16 protein-coding genes and 1 tRNA gene are annotated in these 18,071 nt (G+C 62.8%); 4 read left to right on the top strand and 13 right to left on the bottom strand.

The genetic code is table 11. The features are described 5' to 3' along the window. Nucleotides 1-23 precede the first annotated feature (23 nt). Both EOC93_RS21755 and EOC93_RS21750 read left to right on the top strand, forming a co-directional pair. A complete protein-coding gene (locus EOC93_RS21755) occupies nt 24-962 on the top strand; it encodes an ABC transporter substrate-binding protein (RefSeq protein WP_095488203.1) in 939 nt (312 codons plus the stop codon). 121 nt (nt 963-1,083) lie between these two features. Beyond that, the gene (locus EOC93_RS21750) at nt 1,084-1,977 is read left to right on the top strand and encodes a sugar phosphate isomerase/epimerase (RefSeq protein ID WP_127205654.1); all 894 of its coding nucleotides are present in this window, start codon (nt 1,084-1,086) and stop codon (nt 1,975-1,977) included. A gap of 92 nt (nt 1,978-2,069) precedes the next feature. Here EOC93_RS21750 and EOC93_RS21745 read toward each other — a convergent pair whose 3' ends face one another. The 12 genes from EOC93_RS21745 to uxuA all read right to left on the bottom strand — a co-directional run bounded on the left by EOC93_RS21745 (nt 2,070) and on the right by uxuA (nt 15,539). Beyond that, complete coding sequence (locus tag EOC93_RS21745; protein ID WP_095488199.1) at nt 2,070-2,906, bottom strand: SMP-30/gluconolactonase/LRE family protein; 837 nt, start codon at nt 2,904-2,906, stop codon at nt 2,070-2,072. Between the two features lie 7 nt (nt 2,907-2,913). Then, nucleotides 2,914-4,680, bottom strand: a complete 1,767-nt coding sequence (locus EOC93_RS21740) for a CoA-transferase (RefSeq protein ID WP_127205653.1) — start codon at nt 4,678-4,680, stop codon at nt 2,914-2,916. Beyond that, on the bottom strand, nt 4,677-5,462 hold the full coding sequence (locus EOC93_RS21735) for an enoyl-CoA hydratase/isomerase family protein (protein WP_095488195.1): 786 nt from the start codon (nt 5,460-5,462) through the stop codon (nt 4,677-4,679). The genes EOC93_RS21740 and EOC93_RS21735 overlap by 4 nt, the downstream gene beginning before the upstream one ends. 2 nt (nt 5,463-5,464) lie before the next feature. Next, on the bottom strand, nt 5,465-6,670 hold the full coding sequence (locus tag EOC93_RS21730; RefSeq protein ID WP_095488193.1) for a CaiB/BaiF CoA-transferase family protein: 1,206 nt from the start codon (nt 6,668-6,670) through the stop codon (nt 5,465-5,467). Between the two features lie 20 nt (nt 6,671-6,690). Then, the gene (locus tag EOC93_RS21725) at nt 6,691-7,476 is read right to left on the bottom strand and encodes an SDR family oxidoreductase (protein ID WP_095488191.1); all 786 of its coding nucleotides are present in this window, start codon (nt 7,474-7,476) and stop codon (nt 6,691-6,693) included. Nucleotide 7,477: 1 nt separating this feature from the next. Beyond that, nucleotides 7,478-8,473, bottom strand: coding sequence for an ABC transporter permease (locus EOC93_RS21720; protein WP_127205652.1), 996 nt, complete (start codon nt 8,471-8,473; stop codon nt 7,478-7,480). Between the two features lie 63 nt (nt 8,474-8,536). Beyond that, entirely contained in the window at nt 8,537-10,069 is a 1,533-nt protein-coding gene (locus tag EOC93_RS21715; RefSeq protein WP_095488187.1) for a sugar ABC transporter ATP-binding protein, read from the bottom strand. Next, the gene (locus EOC93_RS21710) at nt 10,059-11,042 is read right to left on the bottom strand and encodes an ABC transporter permease (protein ID WP_095488464.1); all 984 of its coding nucleotides are present in this window, start codon (nt 11,040-11,042) and stop codon (nt 10,059-10,061) included. The genes EOC93_RS21715 and EOC93_RS21710 overlap by 11 nt, the downstream gene beginning before the upstream one ends. Before the next feature lie 136 nt (nt 11,043-11,178). Continuing rightward, entirely contained in the window at nt 11,179-12,210 is a 1,032-nt protein-coding gene (locus tag EOC93_RS21705) for a sugar ABC transporter substrate-binding protein (protein WP_126104796.1), read from the bottom strand. Nucleotides 12,211-12,235: 25 nt separating this feature from the next. Further along, a complete protein-coding gene (locus EOC93_RS21700; RefSeq protein ID WP_126104795.1) occupies nt 12,236-13,087 on the bottom strand; it encodes an IclR family transcriptional regulator in 852 nt (283 codons plus the stop codon). Continuing rightward, nucleotides 13,087-14,235, bottom strand: coding sequence for an extracellular solute-binding protein (locus EOC93_RS21695; RefSeq protein WP_127205651.1), 1,149 nt, complete (start codon nt 14,233-14,235; stop codon nt 13,087-13,089). The genes EOC93_RS21700 and EOC93_RS21695 overlap by 1 nt, the downstream gene beginning before the upstream one ends. 119 nt (nt 14,236-14,354) lie before the next feature. Further along, nucleotides 14,355-15,539 carry a mannonate dehydratase gene (gene uxuA / locus EOC93_RS21690; RefSeq protein WP_127205650.1) on the bottom strand — a complete coding sequence of 395 codons (1,185 nt, stop codon included), beginning with the start codon at nt 15,537-15,539 and terminating at the stop codon, nt 14,355-14,357. 106 nt (nt 15,540-15,645) lie between these two features. Between uxuA and EOC93_RS21685 the strand changes: the two genes are divergently transcribed. Together EOC93_RS21685 and ftsZ are read left to right on the top strand one after the other, a co-directional pair. Then, nucleotides 15,646-16,431 (top strand): SDR family oxidoreductase, encoded by a 786-nt coding sequence (locus EOC93_RS21685; RefSeq protein ID WP_126104792.1) that lies wholly within the window; start codon nt 15,646-15,648, stop codon nt 16,429-16,431. Between the two features lie 247 nt (nt 16,432-16,678). After that, complete coding sequence (ftsZ, locus tag EOC93_RS21680; RefSeq protein WP_095488178.1) at nt 16,679-17,686, top strand: cell division protein FtsZ; 1,008 nt, start codon at nt 16,679-16,681, stop codon at nt 17,684-17,686. Nucleotides 17,687-17,953: 267 nt separating this feature from the next. Here the strand turns inward: ftsZ and EOC93_RS21675 are convergent. Continuing rightward, nucleotides 17,954-18,030 (bottom strand) — tRNA-Met (locus EOC93_RS21675). Between the last annotated feature and the right edge of the window lie 41 nt (nt 18,031-18,071).

The following is an 18,071-nucleotide window of genomic DNA, read 5'->3' as shown; positions in this document are numbered from 1 at the left end:
CGCGGGGCATCAGGAGGAAAAGAATGAAGACCATCGCTAAACTGCTCTGCGGCGTTGCCCTTACGGCCGTCGCCATCGCACCGGCTTCGGCCAAGGATCTGAACAAGGTCGGCATCTCAGTCGGCCTGCTCGGCAACCCGTTCTTCGTCGCAACCATCAAGGGCATCGAAGACGCGGCCAAGAAGATCAACCCCAACGTCGAGGTGACGTCGGTGTCGGCCGACTACGACCTCAACAAGCAGGTCTCGCAGGTCGACTCGTTCATAGCGGCCGGCGTCGACGTGATCATGCTCAACGCCGTCGATGCCAAGGCGATCGCGCCGGCGGTGAAGAAGGCGCAGGCGGCGGGCATCGTGGTTGCCGCGTTCGACGTTTCGGCGCCGGGCGCCGACGTCACCGTGATGACCAACAACGTCAAGGCCGGCGAAGCGGCCTGCCAGTATCTGGTCGACCATACCGGCGGCAAGGGCGACTATGTCATCCTGAATGGCCCGGCATCGTCGTCGATCCTGGAGCGGGTGAAGGGCTGCAAGGACGTGCTTGCGAAGCACCCGGATATCAAGATCCTCTCCGACGACCAGAATGCCGAAGGCTCGCGCGACGGCGGCCTGAAGGTGTTCCAGTCGCTGCTGACCCGCTTCGACAAGATCGACGCGGTGTTCGCCATCAACGATCCGACGGCGATCGGCGCCCAGCTTGCGGCCAAGCAGCTCAACCGCTCGGAGTTCATCTTCACCGCGGTCGACGGCGCGCCCGATATCGAGAAGGAACTCTCGTCCGGCACATCGATGATCAAGGCCTCGGCCTCGCAGGACCCCTATGTGATGGCTGGCCAATCGCTGCAGATGGCGGCTGAAGTGCTCGCCGGCAAAAAGCCGGCCGAGGCGACGGTGCTGCTCGACCCGCAGCTGATCACGGCCGAGAACCTGAAGGACTACAAGGGCTGGACCGCAGCCCGCTAAGCCTCCCAAGGCTGGTGCGGCCGGGATGACCGGCCGCGCCGTTTTTTTGTTTGAGCATCGGATTCTCCCAAAACCGGTTTCCACTTTTGGGTCCGATGCTCCCGCGCAACCGGAGACGATTATGTCGCGCATTGGAATCCATTCTTTCGTCTGGTCGGCAAGCTCGGCGCAAGGCGACCTCGAACGGACGCTGGCCAACACCAAAGAGGCCGGCTTCGACCTGATCGAATTCTCCTATCTCGACCCTGCCAATGTCGACATTGGCGGGCTGGCCAAGCGCATCGCCGACCTCGATCTCGGCGTGGCGATCAGCATCGGACTGCCGGCCGACGGCGACATTTCGAGCGCCGACAAGACGATTGCCGCGCGCGGCGTCGAAATCCTCAATGATACCATTTCGCTGACCCGCGATCTGGGTGGCCAGAAGGTCGCCGGCATCCTCAGCACCGGCCACGGATTGCAGGCGCAGGCGCCGACGCCCGATCAATGGAACCGCAGCGCCGGAACGCTCGCCAAGGTCGCGGAGACCGCCAGGGCCGCCGGCGTCACGCTCAACCTCGAGATCGTCAACCGCTTCGAGAGCAATCTGCTCAACACCGCGGCGCAAGGGTTGGCCTTCATCGAGGACACCGGTTCCGACAATATCTTCCTGCATCTCGACAGCTTCCATATGAACATCGAGGAGGCCGATGTCGGGCTGGCTATCCGCCACGCGGCTGGCAAGATCGGCTATGTCCATATCGGCGAGAGCCATCGCGGCTTCCTTGGCACCGGCAACATCGACTTTGCCGCGATCTTCGATGCGCTGACCGCAATCGGCTACAGCGACGATCTCAGCTTCGAATCGTTCTCGTCGGAGATCGTCGACGAGAACCTGTCGAAGAAAACCGCTATCTGGCGCAATTTGTGGACCGACAATATGGAGCTGGCTCAGCATGCACGCCGCTTCATCGCCATCGGGCTGGAGACGTCACGGCGCAAGGCCGAGCTTGTTTCATCAAGCCATCGACCTTAGCACCCACCCCGGCCTCATCCATCAGGCGTGGCTCGAGCATCGGACCCAAAAGTGGGTACCGGTTTTGGGAAAATCCGATGCTCAAATAAAATCTAGTTTGGAATTGTGGCCAGGTCGATCTCGGTAATATGCCAGCGACCCAAATTGGCCGTGTAGAGTTTATCGCCCTTGAAGGCGATGTTGGTGGGATGCGCCAGTGTGGTCGCGGCCGGGTCCTCGATCAGCACTTCGAGGCCTCTGTCCTGGCGCCAGCGATAGATTCGGCTTGGCTCGTAGCATGAGATGAAAAGCGAGCCGTCGGGCGCAAAAGCCAATCCGTCCGGGACATTGTCGACGCCATCGACGACGATCTGCCTGGCGCCAGCCGCGCCGTCAGCCAGGATCGGCACATAGCTGATGCACGCCGCATTGCTTTCCACCACATAGAGCCCGCTGCCGTCCGGCGCCATCGTCATGCCGTTGGCAAAGGCCATGGGTTCGCGACACCACAGGCGGCCTTCACCGGTCTTCAGATCATAGCGGAAGATGCCGGAGCGGTTGTCTTCGCCTGCGCTGTCCGACACGTAGAGCCAGCCTCGTGTCTCGTCGACGATCGGATAGTTCGGCACGCGGATGCCAGCCGAGGCGAAGCGCTCCATAAGACCAGTCCCGGCATTCCAGCGAAAGATCGCCGAATGCTTCAGATCGCAGGCGAAACAGTTTCCCGCGCTGTCGAAAGCGATGCCGAGCAGAAAACCTTCCGTGCCACCCATGCGTTCGGCCGAGCCACCATCGGCGGAAAGCCGCAAGAGATCGCCGGTTTCGGTGCCGCACCAGATCGACCCGTCGCGGTTGACGGCCACACCCTCCGGATGGGCGACGCGCGGACTGGTGAAGATACCGTCGAAGAAGACCCGGGCGGCGGCCATTTCAAGCAACGGCTTTGCCATTGGAGCTTCAGCCTCCTGCGGTCTGCGCGGCGATGCAACGCTCGACCATGATGCGGTCGGCGGCGAGGATCTCGGCTATCAGTGCACCCCGCTCCTTGGCGCTGACGAATTCCAGGCGGCGCAGACCGAGGGGATCGATTCTGTTTCGCAGGACATCAAGCGTGTCGTTTGAGGGCAGCGGAATTTGCCGGCAGTCGGCATCGAATGACACGGGAAAACCAGTGGCATCACGGATCTGCTGCTGCGTGATATCAGGCATGGTTTCGATGACGATCAATTCCCGGCTCGATCGGTCGAGCCGAAAGACGCAAAGATCGGTGAACACCAGCGCCTCACCGGTCCGATAGCCCATCGGCTCGCGTTCATTCTGGGTGAGCAAGCCTCGCGCCGAACTGGCGATCTCGACGTCGTCCACCAGCGACTGCACCGAATGGCGGGGAACGTAGAGCAAATAGTCGCGATGCATGTTGGCGACATCGGCCATGCCGCCCTGCCCGGGCAGCCGGATGAGGCCGCCGTCGCGCTTGCGCAGCGCTATGGTGTTGACGCGACCGCGTCGATCGACTTGCGCGGCCCCGACGATCTCATGGGTCACCGCGCCGGCCTGATAGTAGGTCGAGTAGGTGTCGTCGCCACCGGCATGCGCCACCGCCGTCTCGCAATCGAGGCTTTCGATCAGCGACAGTATCATCGGGCTCGGCGCGATATCGAGGTGGCCGCAACTCATCGTCGCGATGATCATGTCCGGCGCGTGGGTCGCCTTGGCCAGCCGGTAGGCGACGTTGGCCAGCGGCGACACCGCGCCGGCACTGGCAAAGCTGTCGTTGTCGAGCTCGGCGGCGATACGGGCGGCGATGATCTCGTCGATCGACCCTTTCTTTTCGCCCTGCGCGAGAGCGGGCGTTGCGAGGGCCGTTTCGGCGCGGATTTTCGCAGCATCCTGAACCAGCTCCGGCACGCCTTCGGAAGGCAGGCGCAGAGTGTCCGCCAAAGGTGCTTCCCTGGCTGCGAACGCCCCCGACAACGCTTGATAATCGGTCACATAGAACGGCAGGCAGGAGGCCGGATAGGCGCCGCTCGGCGCCAGCGCTATGGCCGAAACCTGGTTCCGCGTGAGAATGCTCTGGCGGCCGTCATGCCGCAGCGCCCCGACAGGGACGATCTCCTCGACCGTGACCAGCACCTGCCGCGCCGCGCCCGCCATGGCAAAGTCCAGCGCCCGAGGCCCGATGATCTGGACATTGCCGCTCTCGTCGGCGCGCTGGGCGTGGACGACGAACGTATCGAGCCGCAGCGGCGGGATGAACCCTGTCTCGGTCCCGGCAACGGGATCGGGAGCGGCGAGCGCGCCCGGCACACGCGCGAGCATGTCCGAGCCCTGCGGAAGCTGGAACGGCATCGACGGCAGGTTTTGCTGCGCCGCCCGCAGCGCCTGGATCATCGCCAGCGCCGTCCAATCGCGGACGGGCACGGCATTCGTCTCGGCAACCGCGCGGAAACGCGGCGGAAGGCCAAAAATGTCCAGGCTGGAGAAGCAGAGGTCGATTTCCGCTACCGCATCCGCTTCGAGAAGCAGTTCGAGCGGCAGCCCACCGGCCCAGCAGACGTAGCGCAAATCCTTGATATCAGAGCCGCCGATGGCGCGCAGCAAGGCGATCGGCAGCCGGGCGAAATGATGGCCGCCGACGCCGAAGACGTCGCCACTTCCAACCAAAGCAGCCAGCCCTTCGACATCGGTGAAGCGCGGGCGGTTCGGCTCGACCAAGGAGGTCATTGCGCAACCTTCGCCCGCGCCGCGCTTTTCTCGGCGAACGCCTTCACTCGCTGCTGGCCGATCTCGCTGCGATAGAGCCCGCCCAGAATGTCGCGTTCCATGGCGAGGCCATCGGCCAGGTCGCCCGATACGGCATGCGCCGTCAACGCTTTCAGTCCCTCGATCGCTGCAGCCGGTTCGGCGGCGATCATCTCGGCGAGTTCCAGCGCCCGCGGCATCAGCCTTTCGACGTCGACGACCTCGTTGACCAGTCCAGCGTCGATGAATTCGGAAGCCGGCACGATGGCGCCGGTCATCAGCAGGAGATTGGCGCGGTTGCGGCCGAGTTTTTGGACGCTGCGCTGTGTGCCGCCGCCGCCGGGGATCAGTCCGAGTTTGATCTCCGGCAGGCCGAGTTTCGCGAACTGGTTGGCGATCACGATGTCGCAGCACAGCACCAGCTCCATGCCGCCGCCCAGCGCGAAGCCATTGACCGCGGCGATCACCGGCTTGCGGTTATTCTCGATCGCCGCATACATGCGAGTGCCGGCGGCCTGGAAGGCGTCGAACTCGGCAGCCGTCTGGGCGGCGTATTCCTTGATGTCGGCGCCAGCCATGAAGCCGCGTCCTTCGCCGGTCACAACGATCGCACCGACACCGTCATCCCCGGACAGCGCCTCGAAGGCGCCGGTGATCTCGCCTTGCATCAGCCGGTTCATGGCATTGAGCTGGTCGGCGCGCCGAAAAGTGACGACGGCGACGCGACCCGAGATTTCGACCGTAAGCGTCTGGTAGGCGGGCATCGTCAGGTAGCGTCCACGGTCATGTCGCCGGACGCCTCAAGTGCTGCAATCTCGTCTTTGGAGAGGCCGAACTCGGCCAGGATCTCGCGACCATGCTGGCCGACCAGCGGGGCGGGCCGTTCGATGGTTGCGGGGGTCTCGCTCATTTTGACCGCCGGCGCGACCACCCTCACCTTGCCGCCGCGCGGATGATCGTAACTGGTGATCATGCCCATGTGCTTGACCTGCGGATCCTCGGCAGCGCGGCGGATATCCTTCACCTCGGCGCACCAGATATCGACTGCAAGCAGCCGCGCCAGCAGGTCCTGCGTCGCAAACTTCCTGGTCTCGGCGTTGACCTTCTCGAACACCTCGTCGCGCTTGTCGAACAGCGTCTTCAGATCGTCGTAGACGGCAAGCTGCGGCGCCTCCAATGTCTCATACAGCGTCTTGAACGGGCTCATGGCGATCGACACATGGCCGCCGTCCTTCGCTTCGTAGATGCCGAACGGAGCCTGCATGCCGGGATGGCCGATACCGGAATTGGGCCGCACGAAATCCTCGCCGAGATTGAGCACGGCGACATACTCCTGGTTGAGATGCGCGAGCATCCCGGCCAGCAAATTGACCTCGATCTTCTGGCCCTTGCCGGTTTTCTCGCGATAGTAGAGCGCCGACAATATGCCGTAGACCATGTTCATCGCGCCGATCTGGTCGGCGAGGCCGGCGCCGGCCGGAACAGGAGCCTGGTCACCACGGCCGGTGTTGGAGATCAGCCCGGACAGCCCCTGGATCAGCATGTCCTGGCCCGGGCGCTCGACATAAGGGCCTTCCTCACCATAGCCGGAGCCCGAGCAATAGATGATGCCGGGATTGACTGCCTTGAAGTCCTCGTAGCCATAACCGAGCTTGGCCAGCACGCCGGGGCGAAAATTCTGCACGACGACGTCGGCCTTCTTGGCCATGTCCATGACGATCGCATGCACCTTGCGGCTCTTCAGATTGAGCGCGATCGAGCGCTTGTTGCGGTTCCAGGCGAGGAAGTTCGGGCTCTCGGAGCCGCCGACCCATTTGGCGAAGAAGGTCATGCTGCGGAACATATCGCCGGCGCCGGCGCGCTCGATCTTGATGACGTCGGCGCCCATGTCGCCGAGCAGCTGCGTGGCGAACGGCCCTTGCAGCAGATGGCTGAAATCGAGGATGCGGACGCCTTCGAGGGCCTTGTTCATTTTATGTCTCGTTTCGTGTGTCAAAGCAGATCGGGAACGTAGCGTGGCGCGGCGGTCAGCCCGCCATCGACGCGCAGGTCGGTGCCAGTAGTGAAGCCGGCGGCATCGGAGGCGAGATAGACGGCGGCTTCCGCCACTTCGGAAGGCTCGCCGATGCGGCCGAGCGGATGCATCTTCACCCACGCCTTGGCGAGATTGCCGCCGATCTCCTTGATTAGCTTGTCGTTCATCGGCGTGTTGATGGTGCCTGGCGAGATCGAGTTGAAGCGGATGTTGAGCGGGCCGAACTCGACCGCCATCTGGCGCGTCATCGCCATCACCGCGCCCTTGGCGCCGGCATAGGCGGTCCAGCCGTCGAGCCCGATATGCCCCTGCGCTGAGGCCATGTTGATGATCGAGCCCGATTTCTGCGCGATCATGTGCGGCAACGCGTATTTGCAGCCGCGAAAGACGCTGGTCAAATTGACCGCGATCAGCCGGTGCCACTGCTCGTCAGTCATCTCGTGGACCGGCATGCCGCCGATGGCGATGGCGGCGTTGTTGACCATCACGTCGAGGTGGCCGGTCTTGCCGACGGCGGTAGCGATGAGGTTGACGATGTCGGCCTCCTTCGACACATCGCAATGCACGTAGTCGGCAGCGTGGCCAGCCGCGCGCAGTTTCGCCGCGAAATGTTCCCCGCTCTCGTCGGCGATGTCGCTCAAGAAGACATGCGCACCTTCCCTTGCCATCGCCGCCGCGATCGCATGGCCGATGCCTTCGGCGGCGCCGGTGATGATTGCGCTTTTCCCCTTGAGACGATCCATGTCAGCCTCCAATGATGCGCCGGCGCTTCGCTTCGTCGAAAGCGACAGCGGCAATGATGATCATGCCGGTGATGACCAGCTGCCACTCGGTCGGCAGGCCGAGTCCGCGCAGCCCGTTGGACAGGAACTGCAGGATCAGCACGCCGAGCGCCATGCCGGTCAGGCTGCCGATGCCGCCGGCAAGGCTCACCCCGCCGAGCACCGTCGCGGCAACAACCTGGAACTCGAAATTCAGTCCCGCCGTATGCTGCGCCGACCCGACGCGGGCCGCCAGGATGATGCCGGCAACCGTCGCCAGCAGCGCGCTGATGATGAAGCAGATGAACTTGACCCGGCGCACGTCATAGCCGGCGAGCCGTGCCACTTCCGGATTGCCACCGACAGCATAGATCTGCCGTCCGAACGGCCGGTGCCGCATCATGTAGGCGAAGGCAGCGAGCAGGACGATCGCAATCACCGCCGAATAGGGAACGACATTGAACAGGCGGCCATCCGACAGCGCGATGAAGCTGTCGAGAGCGGCATCGGCGGGGATCGCCCGCTGGCCGGTATAAAGATACACCCCACCGCGCATGATGAACATCGTGCCCAGGGTCACGATCAGCGAGTTGATCCCGGCATAGGCGGTGAGATAGCCATTCACCACACCGATGATCAGCCCGAACAGCAGCGCACCGCCAACGCCGAGCAGCAGGGAGTTCGTGTCGTTCATGATGATGATCAGCGGCAGGGCGATGGTCGCCAGCAGCGACCCGATCGAAATGTCGACCTCGCCGGACATGAAAACGATGGCGCAGCCGATGCCGGCGGTCAGCGCCAGGGACGCCTGCCCGAGCACGTTGGTCATGTTGCGCACGGAGAAGAAATTCTCGGCGGTGAAGGAAAAGAACGCGATGACCAGGATGAGGCATAAGAGCAACGCCAATTCCTGCCGCGCGAAGAGCCGCGCCAACATGGACGGCCCGGCTCTCATCGTCTCTGTGCTTGCCAGGCTCATAGCTTGCCACCATCGAAGGCGTCGGCCGAATGCCAGGGAATGCGGCTGCGAAGCGTCATCGTCTTATCCGATCGCTGCATTGAGGATTTTCTCCTGCGTGGCGTCGTCGCGCGACATGATCGCGGTGAGCCGGCCCTCGCACATCACCGCGACACGGTCGGAAAGGCCCAGCAACTCGGGCATCTCCGATGTCATCATGACGACCGCCAGGCCCTCGCCGGCGAGCCGGTCGATGAGCGCGAAGATCTCCGACTTGGCGCCGACATCGATGCCGCGGGTCGGCTCGTCGACGACGATCACGTTCAGGCCCCGCATCAGCCAGCGCGAGATCAGCACCTTCTGCTGATTGCCGCCGGACAGGTTCTTGATCTCCTGGAACAGGCTGGGCGTCTTGATGCGGAAGCGGTCGACATAATCCTGCACCGCCTTGCGTTCCCCGGCCTTGTCGATGAAGCCCATACGGGCGAAGGCGCCGAGCGAGGCGAGGCTGGCATTCTGGTAAACCGGCAATTCGCCCATCAGCCCTTCGCTCTTGCGGTCTTCGGTAAGCAGGCCGATGCCGAGCCGGACACCCGTATGCGTGTCGTGCGGCAGCAGGCGGTGACCGTCGACGGAAATCGTGCCGGAGGTGATCGGATCGAAGCCGACGACCGCCTTGGCAAGTTCGGTTCGGCCGGCCCCCATCAAGCCGAAGAAGCCGAGGACTTCGCCGGCATGCGCTTCGAACGATACGTCCTTCAGCTTCTTCGCCGTGCTGAGCCCTTGCACGGATAAGGCGACCTTGCTGCCCGGTGCGCCGCGCTTGCGCGGAAACAGGCTTTCGATGCGACGGCCGATCATGTCCTGGATCAGCGTATCATTGGTGTGATCGCCGATCGGTCGGGTCGAGACATGCCGACCGTCGCGCAGAACAGTGACCGTGTCGGCGATCTCGAAAACCTCGTCGAGCTTGTGGCTGACATAGAGCACCGCAATGCCGAGCGCGGCCAGCCGGCGGATGACGGTGAACAGCAGCGAAATCTCGTTTGGCGTCAGCGAGGACGTCGGCTCGTCCATGACCACGACGCGGGCTTCGTGGGCGAGAGCGCGCGCGATCTCGACCATTTGCTGCTGGCTGACCGGCAGCGATCCCGTCCGCGCCGCCGGATCGACATTGAAGCCGATGCGGTTGAACAGCGCGGCGGAATCGGCGCGGATTTTCCTCCAGTCGATCGAGCCGCCCTTGCCGGTCGGATAGCCCTCGAGGAAGATGTTCTCGGCCACGGTGAATTCGGAGATCAGCGCGATCTCCTGGAACACGACCTTAATGCCCTCTTTCAGGCTGTCGCGCGGCGACTTGATGTCGAGCTCGCGTCCGCGCATGCGGATGGTGCCGGCATCCTTGCCGTAGACCCCGGCCATGATCTTGATGAGCGTCGACTTGCCGGCGCCGTTCTCGCCCATCAAGGCGTGGATCTTGCCGGGCTCCAGGGTGAGGTCGACATTGTCCAGCGCCACCACGCCCGGAAAGCGCTTGTCGATGCCGCGCATCTCAAGCGCCGGCACGCTTGTGTCGACGGCCGCGCCTTCGCCGGGGTGAAGGAAATCAACGGACATTGGCTCTGTTCCGGATGATGTCGAGATAGGTTGCCAGAATGATGACCACGCCGGGCACCACCATCTGCAGGTCCTGGTTCCAGCCCAGGATGATGATACCGTTGTCGATGACCTTCAGCACCAGAACGCCGAGCAACGTGCCGAACAGCGAGCCGCGCCCGCCAAGCAGGCTGGTGCCACCAAGGATGACAGCGGCGATCACCGTCAGCTCGAAGCCGCGTCCGGCGGTCGGCTGACCCGCATTCATCAGCGACGCCAGGATCATGCCGGCAACCCCGACGCACAGGCCGGTGACGACGAAGGCGAACAGTTTCAGACGCTCCGAGCGCACACCGGAAAGACGAACCGCACGCTCATTGGCACCGACCGCATAGAGGTAACGGCCAAGCGTGGTGAAGCGCAGCGTCACGGCTGCGATGGCGAAGATGGCCACCGCAATGACGACGGGCAGCGGGATCGCGCCGATGTAGCCGGCACCGAGATCAGTGAAGCTGACCAGCCGGTGATGGTTCTGCACGGCCTCACGGGTGAATAGATAGACGCCGCCCTGCAGCATCATCATCGTGCCGATGGTGGCAATCAGCGAATTCACCTTGAGCCTGGTGACGACCAGCCCGTTGAACAGGCCGACCCCGCCGGCAAAGGCGAGCGCCGCCAGCATGCCGAGCACGAGGCTGTGCGTCGAGTTGAGCACGGCCATGCCGATACAGCCGACAAAGGCGAGCGACGCTCCGACCGAGAGATCGACCTCAGCGGTGATGATCAGCATGGTCATGCCCGAGGCGACGATCAGCACCAGCGCGCATTGGCGCAGGATGGCGATGATATTGGCCTCGGAATAGAACTGTGGCGCTGCGATCGAGATGGCGATGCAAAGCACGGCCAGGATAATCCCCAGCACGAGCTGGCTGCTGCCCAGCAGCTGGCCGCCGATGAAACGCCTTGGCGCGGAAGATTGCGTAAGCTCGCTCATTTCCATTTCATTTCCGGGGCGGCATCGGGTGCCGTCGCTATTTGGAAACCTGCCTAAACCGGGCGGTTGACCTGTTTTGCCGTCGGCATCCGATCAGTTGCCCTTCCCGCCGAGCGGGAAGGGCGATTTTGGGATCCTACTTCTTCAGGTCGGCGGAGGTTTTCATGCACTTTTCCGGCGGCTGAAGCGCGTTGACGGCATCCCATTTGATCGTCCGGACAGTGCCGTCGTAATCGTAGTACTTCTTCCAATCGTCGCCGTTCATCGGCGCGGTCGGGCTGACGATGTGCTCGGGCACCTCTTCGCCGTTGAACAGCTTCACTGCGGCATCGATGGCGGTGTAGCCTTCCTTTTCCGGGAACATCGCGGCTTCGATGCGGTAGGACGGCTCGTTCTGTATCGCATTGATGAAGGCAAGGCCCTCGCCGCCCGTGCCGACCGTCAACAAATTATCCTGCGACTTGCCGGCCGCTTTCCAGGCCTGCAGGCCGCCCAGCGACGAGGAATCGTTGATGCCATAGATGATGTTGATGTCGGCGTTCTTGGCAAGTGCCGCCGAAGACACTTCGAGCGCGCGGTCAGGATTGCCGCCGCCGTCGAGATCGTGGACCATGACCGCGTCAGGGATGATGGTCTTCAGGCCGTCCATGAAGCCTTGCGAACGCAGGACGGTGGCAGACAGGAGCGGCAGGCCGACATTCATCACCTGGGCTTTGCCGCCGAGCTTTTCCTTGGCGTATTTGCCTGCTTCGACGCCAGCCGTGTAGCCGGTATCATAGTCGCAGATCGCGACCATGGTCGTCATGCCCTTGACCGGATTGCCTTCCAGAACGACGGGGACGTCGTTGGATTTCGCCTGGCGCAGCAGCGGCACGACGCCCTCTTCGTTGACAGGCGTGACAATCAGCACGTCGACGCCCTTGGCCATGAAGTCTTCCGCGGCAGAAACCTGCTTGGCGATGTCGAGATTGGCGTCCTGCACCTCGAGCTCGATGCCGAGTTCCTTGGCGCGAGACTGCATGCCCTTGATGACATTCTGATACCACTCATGGGTGGCGTAGTTGGTGACGTAGCCGATGCGCTTCGGCATGTTTTCGGCCTGCGCGGCAGCGGCGCTCAGGGCCAGCGCGGCCGCCGAGGCAAACAGGATTGATTTGGACCAATTCATCTTCTTCTCCCTATTTATCATCTTTTTAGTTGCTGAACGGATAGTCCCGCCGTTCCGGGTCGGCACGTGACGAAGCGATGATTTCACCTGCGCCCAGCGCCGCCGATATCGTCTCGGCTGCCGCTTTCGTCCGTTCGAAGACGGTTTCGCGATCGAAGCGCGCGGCTTTCTGTGGCAGGAACGGAACGGTGAGCGCGGCAATGACCGCGCCGGTGTGATCGCGCACCGGCATTGAGACGTTGGTGCAGGCCTCGACGGCCAGCGAGGGGCGCATCTCATAACCGAGCCTTGCGACCTCGTTCAGCCGCGCTTCGATTTCCGCCCGCGTGCCCTGCCCCTCGCCGGCAGCCACAATCCGCTCGACGATGCGGTCGCGCTCGGCCTGGTTTGAATGTGCGAGCAGCACCGCGCCGGAGCTCGTTTCGAGGATCGGGAAATGCGAGCCGAGCGCAACCGAGTAGCGCATCGGCAAAGGCGAATCGATCTGCAGCACCACCAGCGCGCTCTCGCCTTCGCGAACAACCAGATGGCAGCTTTGATCGGTATTGGCCGAGAGCTCGCGCATCACCGGCAGCGCGCATTCGACCAGCCGGTTTACCGGCGGATGCATATGCGCCAGCTCGAACAGTTTTAGCGAAAGGCGGAAGCGGTCGGATTGCGTCCGGAAGATGTAGCCGCGCTTCTCCAGCAGAAGCAGGATGCGGTATATCTCATGGATGGAGCGCCCCAGGCCGGCGGCGATCTCGGTCTGGGTCAGCGGCTCGGCACTGGACGCCATGAACTCGAGGACATCGAGCGCCTTTTCCACCGCCGGCACGCGATAGCCGTTGCGGCCGCTTTCGCCTTCTTCGACGATCTGGGCTATGTCGGCGGCCATTATGCGACGCTCCGTTCCGGTTGGCCCCGTCTGGTCTCGCGGTAGAGGCGGTTCAGCCGATCCGCGAGTTCGGTCGCGGGCATGCCGCCGGCGATGGCAGCGGCCGCATGCGGAGCGCATTCGCGGAAAAAGGTGATGAAGCCCGGATGTGTCGGGCGCAGGTAGGACGCTTCGATCGTCGCAAGCGTCGAGCTGAAGAAATTGCCGGAAAGATCGTTGACTTCGGCGTCCTTCCACGCCGCCAGCGATCCCGGCTGTCCGCCTGACTTCACATAGTCGCCGCGCTGGTAGCCGGGCGAGCATAGGAAAAGCGCGTAGTCGATTGCCGCCCGTTTGTGTTTCGATTGGGCGCTGACCCCGATGCCGGCACCACCGAGCAAGGCGCCAGCGGATCGCGGGGTCGGCACATCGGCGAAACGCAGATACGGCCTGTCGGCCTTCGAGGCATAGTTCACATAGCCGAAGGCGAACGGCACATAGACCACATCGTCATGCGCGATCATGTGGTCATAGCCGCGGATCGGATTCCATTTCGACGAATTCGGATGCGACAACTCGACAAGCTGACGCAACTGCGTGACAGCCTGCTCGACCCTGTCCCTTGCAATGAACTCCTCGCCGTTTTCCTGCGGATGGCCGAGGGTCAAGAGCAGGCACATGGCGTCCGTCGGCACGAACGGCAGGCCAAGCCACTTGCCGTCCTTGCGCACGCGCCGGCCAAGCTCCAGCACCTCTTCATGAGTAGTGGGCACCGCTGCGTAGCGCTCCAGGAGATCCGGGCGATAGGAGGCGACCTGGCAGGCGGCATCGATCGGCAGTGCCCACTGGCGGCCGTTCCTTGCATAGGATCGCCAGGACGCGCCGACCGAGTCGTGCTCGAAGAAGCGGCGCTGCTCCACCGACAAATAGCCGTCGAACGGCACCATCAACTCGCCGTCGGCGATGTCGCCGATAAAGGGATGATCGAATACGATCAGATCGTAGGTGCCTAGCACCGGACCAAGCGCGCCCTCGCCGAATTCATAGAGGCTGCGGCGGTCCCATTCGATTTCCAGACCGGGATTGTCGGAGCAGTACGTCTCGATGCTGGCGTCGAGCGGACCCCAGCAGCGTCGATGATCCCACGCCAGACCGCGCAGCCTTGTCATTCCTGAAAAATTCCTCCCGAACCGGGCGCTAGCCCGATCCGGGATTACTAGCAGGTATTTTTACCCGCGCAAGACATTTTCACATAGGAAAACTGCGTTTGGGCTCCTGTTTGGTGATCTCAGGCCAGCCCAAAACGCTCCACGGCGCGCATGATGCCGCGCAGTTCGGCGAGGCCCTTCAGGCGGCCGATCAATGAGTAACCGGGGTTGATCCTGGTCTTGCCGATATCGTCGGCGAGCAGATGGCCATGATCGGGACGCATCGGAATCCGCCAGTCGGCGCGACCTTCCCTGCGACGGCGCGTCTCTTCCTGCATCAAAGCGAGGATGACATGCGCCATGTCGGTGCCGCCCTCCAGATGCTCGGCCTCATAGAAGGAGCCGTCATCCTCGATGGTTACATTGCGCAGATGGACGAAATGGATCCGGTCGGCGAATTCCTTGACCATGCCGACAATGTCGTTGTCGGCGCGCGTGCCATAGGAGCCGGTGCAGAACGTCAGCCCATTGGCCGGGCTGTCGACGGCGTTAAGGATGAAACGCGCGTCCTCGGCGGTCGAAACGATCCGTGGCAAGCCATAGAGCGAGAATGGCGGGTCGTCGGGATGGATGCACATGCGCACTCCCTCCTGCTCGGCCACCGGAATGATCTCGCGCAAAAACCAGGCAAGATTGTCGCGCAACTCCTTCGGCCCGATCGAGTCATATTCCGCCAATGCCTCGCGAAAGCTTTCGCGATTATAGCTGCGCTCGGTCGCCGGCAGGCCGGCAATGAGATTGCGCTCTATCCTGTCGATCTGCTCGTCGCTCAGTTCCTTCAGTCGCGATTCCGCCTCGGCGATACGGGCGGCGCTGTAGCCGGCCTCGGCATTCCTGCGCTTCAGCACAAACAGGTCATAGGCGGCGAAATCAATCGCATCGAAACGCAGCGCATAACCCGTTGTCGGAAGCCGATAGGCCAGATCCGTGCGGGTCCAGTCGACCACGGGCATGAAATTGTAGCAGATCGTCGCAATGCCGGCCTTGGCGAGCGCACGGATCGTGTCCTTGTAGAAGCCGGCATAGCGAAGCCGTTCCGCCGAGCCGATCTTGATCGAGTTGTGAACGGGAATGCTCTCGACGACCGACCAGGTCAGCCCTGCCGCCTCGATGATCCGCTTGCGCTCCAAAATGCTGTCGAGCGGCCAGGCACGCCCGTCATATATGTCGTGCAGGGCCGTCACCACGCCTGTCGCAGCTGCCTGCTTAACATGATCGAGCGTCACCGGATCGTCCGGTCCATACCAGCGCCAGCACTGTTCCATTGAGACTTTCCCTTTGCGATAAAAACAGAACAGAAAGGTATTGTTGGGCCACAATGGAAGTCAAACTAAAGCCGGCTTCCGACGACCAATGAAGGAGTTTTCCGCAATGAAGGATTTCGACGGCAAGATCGCTCTGGTGACGGGGACGACCGGGATCGGCCTGGCAACAGCCCGACGTCTTGCGGCAGGGGGTGCTGCGATCATCGCTTGCGGCATCGACCGCGCGGCCAACGCAGCGATGACGGCGGAACTGGACAGATCCGGCGCCGGGGCGCTGGTCATGGCCGTCGACGTCTCGGTGCCGGATCAGGTTCGCGACGCGGTCGCGGCCGGTGTCGAGCGGTTCGGCGGCCTCGATATCATCGTCAATTCCGCGGCGGTCCATCCATATGGAACCGCTGTCAGCACCGATTTCGACACCTGGAACCAGGCGATGTCCGTCAATGTCGGCTCGATCTACCTGACCGCGCATTTCGGCATCCCGGAAATGATCAAGCGGGGCGGCGGCGCCATTGTCAACGTGGCTTCGGTGCAGGGCTTTGCCTGCCAGCAGAACGTCGCCGCCTATGCCACGACCAAGGGTGCCATCCACACATTGACGCGCTCTCTGGCGCTCGACTACGCACGCTCCGGCATTCGCGTCAATTCCGTCAGCCCTGGCTCGATCCGCTCGCCAATCCTGGAAAAGGCGGCCCGCGGCGAGAATGGCACCGATGCCGATGTCGAGGCCGCCTACAGGCGCTTCGGCGAAGCCCACCCCATCGGACGCATCGGCGAGCCGGAGGAAGTGGCGGAACTCATCGCCTTTCTGTGTTCGTCGAAAGCCGGGTTCTGCACCGGTGCGGACTACCGGATCGACGGAGGCCTGACGGCCGGCATCGGCGTGAAGTAGAACAGGAAGATCGCCCCGGCCCTACCCAGAGACGCTGACATCAGACAACTTTCGAAGCACTGACGGCGAACCAATGGCGCGTAACATGCGCGAGTTTGCATAGTACACTTGCAGCCGAGTCAACCGTCTGATTCCCTTAGGCACGCTGGGCTGTCCTGATTCGCTCACTGTCCAAAGTCTTGCAGTGCGTCGGGAACAAGCCTTCCACCGACCCCTGCGCTTGCGCATTCAACGGGAGAGACGGCAAATGAACACTGCAACGAGGCCGGTAATCTCCGAGATGAGGCCCAAAATATCCGTCATCGGAGTTGGCGGCGGTGGCGGCAATGCCATCAACAACATGATCGCCGAAGGCTTGCAGGGCACCGAATTTATCGTTGCCAACACCGATGCTCAGGCGCTCACCATGTCGAAGGCAACGCGGCTGATCCAATTGGGAGCTCACGTGACGGAGGGCCTGGGTGCAGGATCGCTGCCCGAAGTTGGCCATGCCGCTGCCGTGGAATCGATCGACGAAATCATGGACCATCTCGCGGGAACGCATATGTGTTTCGTGACCGCAGGCATGGGAGGCGGAACTGGAACCGGTGCGGCACCGGTCATAGCGCAGGCCGCGCGCAACGCGGGAATACTGACGGTGGCCGTCGTCACCAAGCCGTTCGTGTTCGAAGGGAACCGTCGAATGCATGCGGCCAATGAGGGCATCGAGCGGCTCCGCGAGAGCGCCGATACCGTCATCGTCATCCCGAACCAGAACCTCTTCAGGATCGCCGATGCCAAGACGACGTTCGCGGACGCGTTCGCCATGGCGGACCGCGTCCTCTACGCGGGCGTCGGCTGCATCACCGATCTCATCGTCAAGGAAGGGCTGATCAATCTCGACTTCGCCGATGTGAAGTCGGTGATGCGCGATATGGGTCGCGCGATGATGGGCACCGGCGAAGCCACCGGGGAGGACCGCGCCAGGAAGGCGGCCGAGGCGGCAATCGCAAACCCGCTTCTCGACGAAGCGTCCATGATGGGCGCCAAGGGCGTCCTTGTCTCGATATCAGGCGGCACTGATATGACGCTGTTCGAGGTCGACGAAGCTGCCACCCGCATACGCGAGGAGGTCGACGCCGACGCCGATATCATCGTCGGCGCCATTTTCGACAAGGCGCTCGCAGGAAAATTCAGGGTGTCGGTCGTTGCGACGGGATTGCGGCGAGGGCTTGAGATACCGCTGATGGCGGGGTCGGAAAACCGTGTGAATTGAGCGACGCCCTTATGGCAGCACCGCGGCAGGTTTCGACTAAGGGTCCGCAGCTCTGAGACCGCCGACGGACGGCGGACGGGCGGGCTTGCCCAAACCGCAATTGTTGCGGGATGAGCTGCGGGTTAAATTGTCGATTCTGTCTGCGCGACTCTACCGTTGAATTGGAACGCCTGCTCAGCGCTCATGCGCCGGCCGCGTGAACAGGGTCTCGACCGTGCCGGGACCCAAACGCAAAACGGCCCGCGCGATGCGGGCCGTTTTTTGATTTGGTTGCGGGGACAGGATTTGAACCTGTGACCTTCAGGTTATGAGCCTGACGAGCTACCGGGCTGCTCCACCCCGCGTCAACTTAACGGCGAATGCCGGCCGGGCAGCCCGGACTTTT

Origin of the sequence: Mesorhizobium sp. M6A.T.Ce.TU.002.03.1.1 (assembly GCF_003997275.1) — a bacterium.
Taxonomy (GTDB): Bacteria; Pseudomonadota; Alphaproteobacteria; order Rhizobiales; family Rhizobiaceae; genus Mesorhizobium; species Mesorhizobium mediterraneum.
The sequence above is the reverse complement of the archived record's forward strand: the minus strand, read 5'-3'. Positions and strand labels throughout refer to the sequence as shown.

Bases quoted from the DNA above. Each gene is read 5' to 3' on its own strand.
- uxuA (WP_127205650.1), bottom strand. From the start codon at position 15,539: ATGGAACAGTGCTGGCGCTGGTATGGACCGGACGATCCGGTGACGCTC.
- EOC93_RS21715 (WP_095488187.1), bottom strand. From the start codon at position 10,069: ATGTCCGTTGATTTCCTTCACCCCGGCGAAGGCGCGGCCGTCGACACA.
- EOC93_RS21705 (WP_126104796.1), bottom strand. From the start codon at position 12,210: ATGAATTGGTCCAAATCAATCCTGTTTGCCTCGGCGGCCGCGCTGGCC.
- EOC93_RS21720 (WP_127205652.1), bottom strand. From the start codon at position 8,473: ATGAGCCTGGCAAGCACAGAGACGATGAGAGCCGGGCCGTCCATGTTG.
- EOC93_RS21730 (WP_095488193.1), bottom strand. From the start codon at position 6,670: ATGAACAAGGCCCTCGAAGGCGTCCGCATCCTCGATTTCAGCCATCTG.
- EOC93_RS21725 (WP_095488191.1), bottom strand. From the start codon at position 7,476: ATGGATCGTCTCAAGGGGAAAAGCGCAATCATCACCGGCGCCGCCGAA.
- EOC93_RS21745 (WP_095488199.1), bottom strand. From the start codon at position 2,906: ATGGCAAAGCCGTTGCTTGAAATGGCCGCCGCCCGGGTCTTCTTCGAC.
- EOC93_RS21740 (WP_127205653.1), bottom strand. From the start codon at position 4,680: ATGACCTCCTTGGTCGAGCCGAACCGCCCGCGCTTCACCGATGTCGAA.
- EOC93_RS21685 (WP_126104792.1), top strand. From the start codon at position 15,646: ATGAAGGATTTCGACGGCAAGATCGCTCTGGTGACGGGGACGACCGGG.
- ftsZ (WP_095488178.1), top strand. From the start codon at position 16,679: ATGAACACTGCAACGAGGCCGGTAATCTCCGAGATGAGGCCCAAAATA.
- EOC93_RS21750 (WP_127205654.1), top strand. From the start codon at position 1,084: ATGTCGCGCATTGGAATCCATTCTTTCGTCTGGTCGGCAAGCTCGGCG.
- EOC93_RS21695 (WP_127205651.1), bottom strand. From the start codon at position 14,235: ATGACAAGGCTGCGCGGTCTGGCGTGGGATCATCGACGCTGCTGGGGT.
- EOC93_RS21755 (WP_095488203.1), top strand. From the start codon at position 24: ATGAAGACCATCGCTAAACTGCTCTGCGGCGTTGCCCTTACGGCCGTC.
- EOC93_RS21700 (WP_126104795.1), bottom strand. From the start codon at position 13,087: ATGGCCGCCGACATAGCCCAGATCGTCGAAGAAGGCGAAAGCGGCCGC.
- EOC93_RS21710 (WP_095488464.1), bottom strand. From the start codon at position 11,042: ATGAGCGAGCTTACGCAATCTTCCGCGCCAAGGCGTTTCATCGGCGGC.
- EOC93_RS21735 (WP_095488195.1), bottom strand. From the start codon at position 5,462: ATGCCCGCCTACCAGACGCTTACGGTCGAAATCTCGGGTCGCGTCGCC.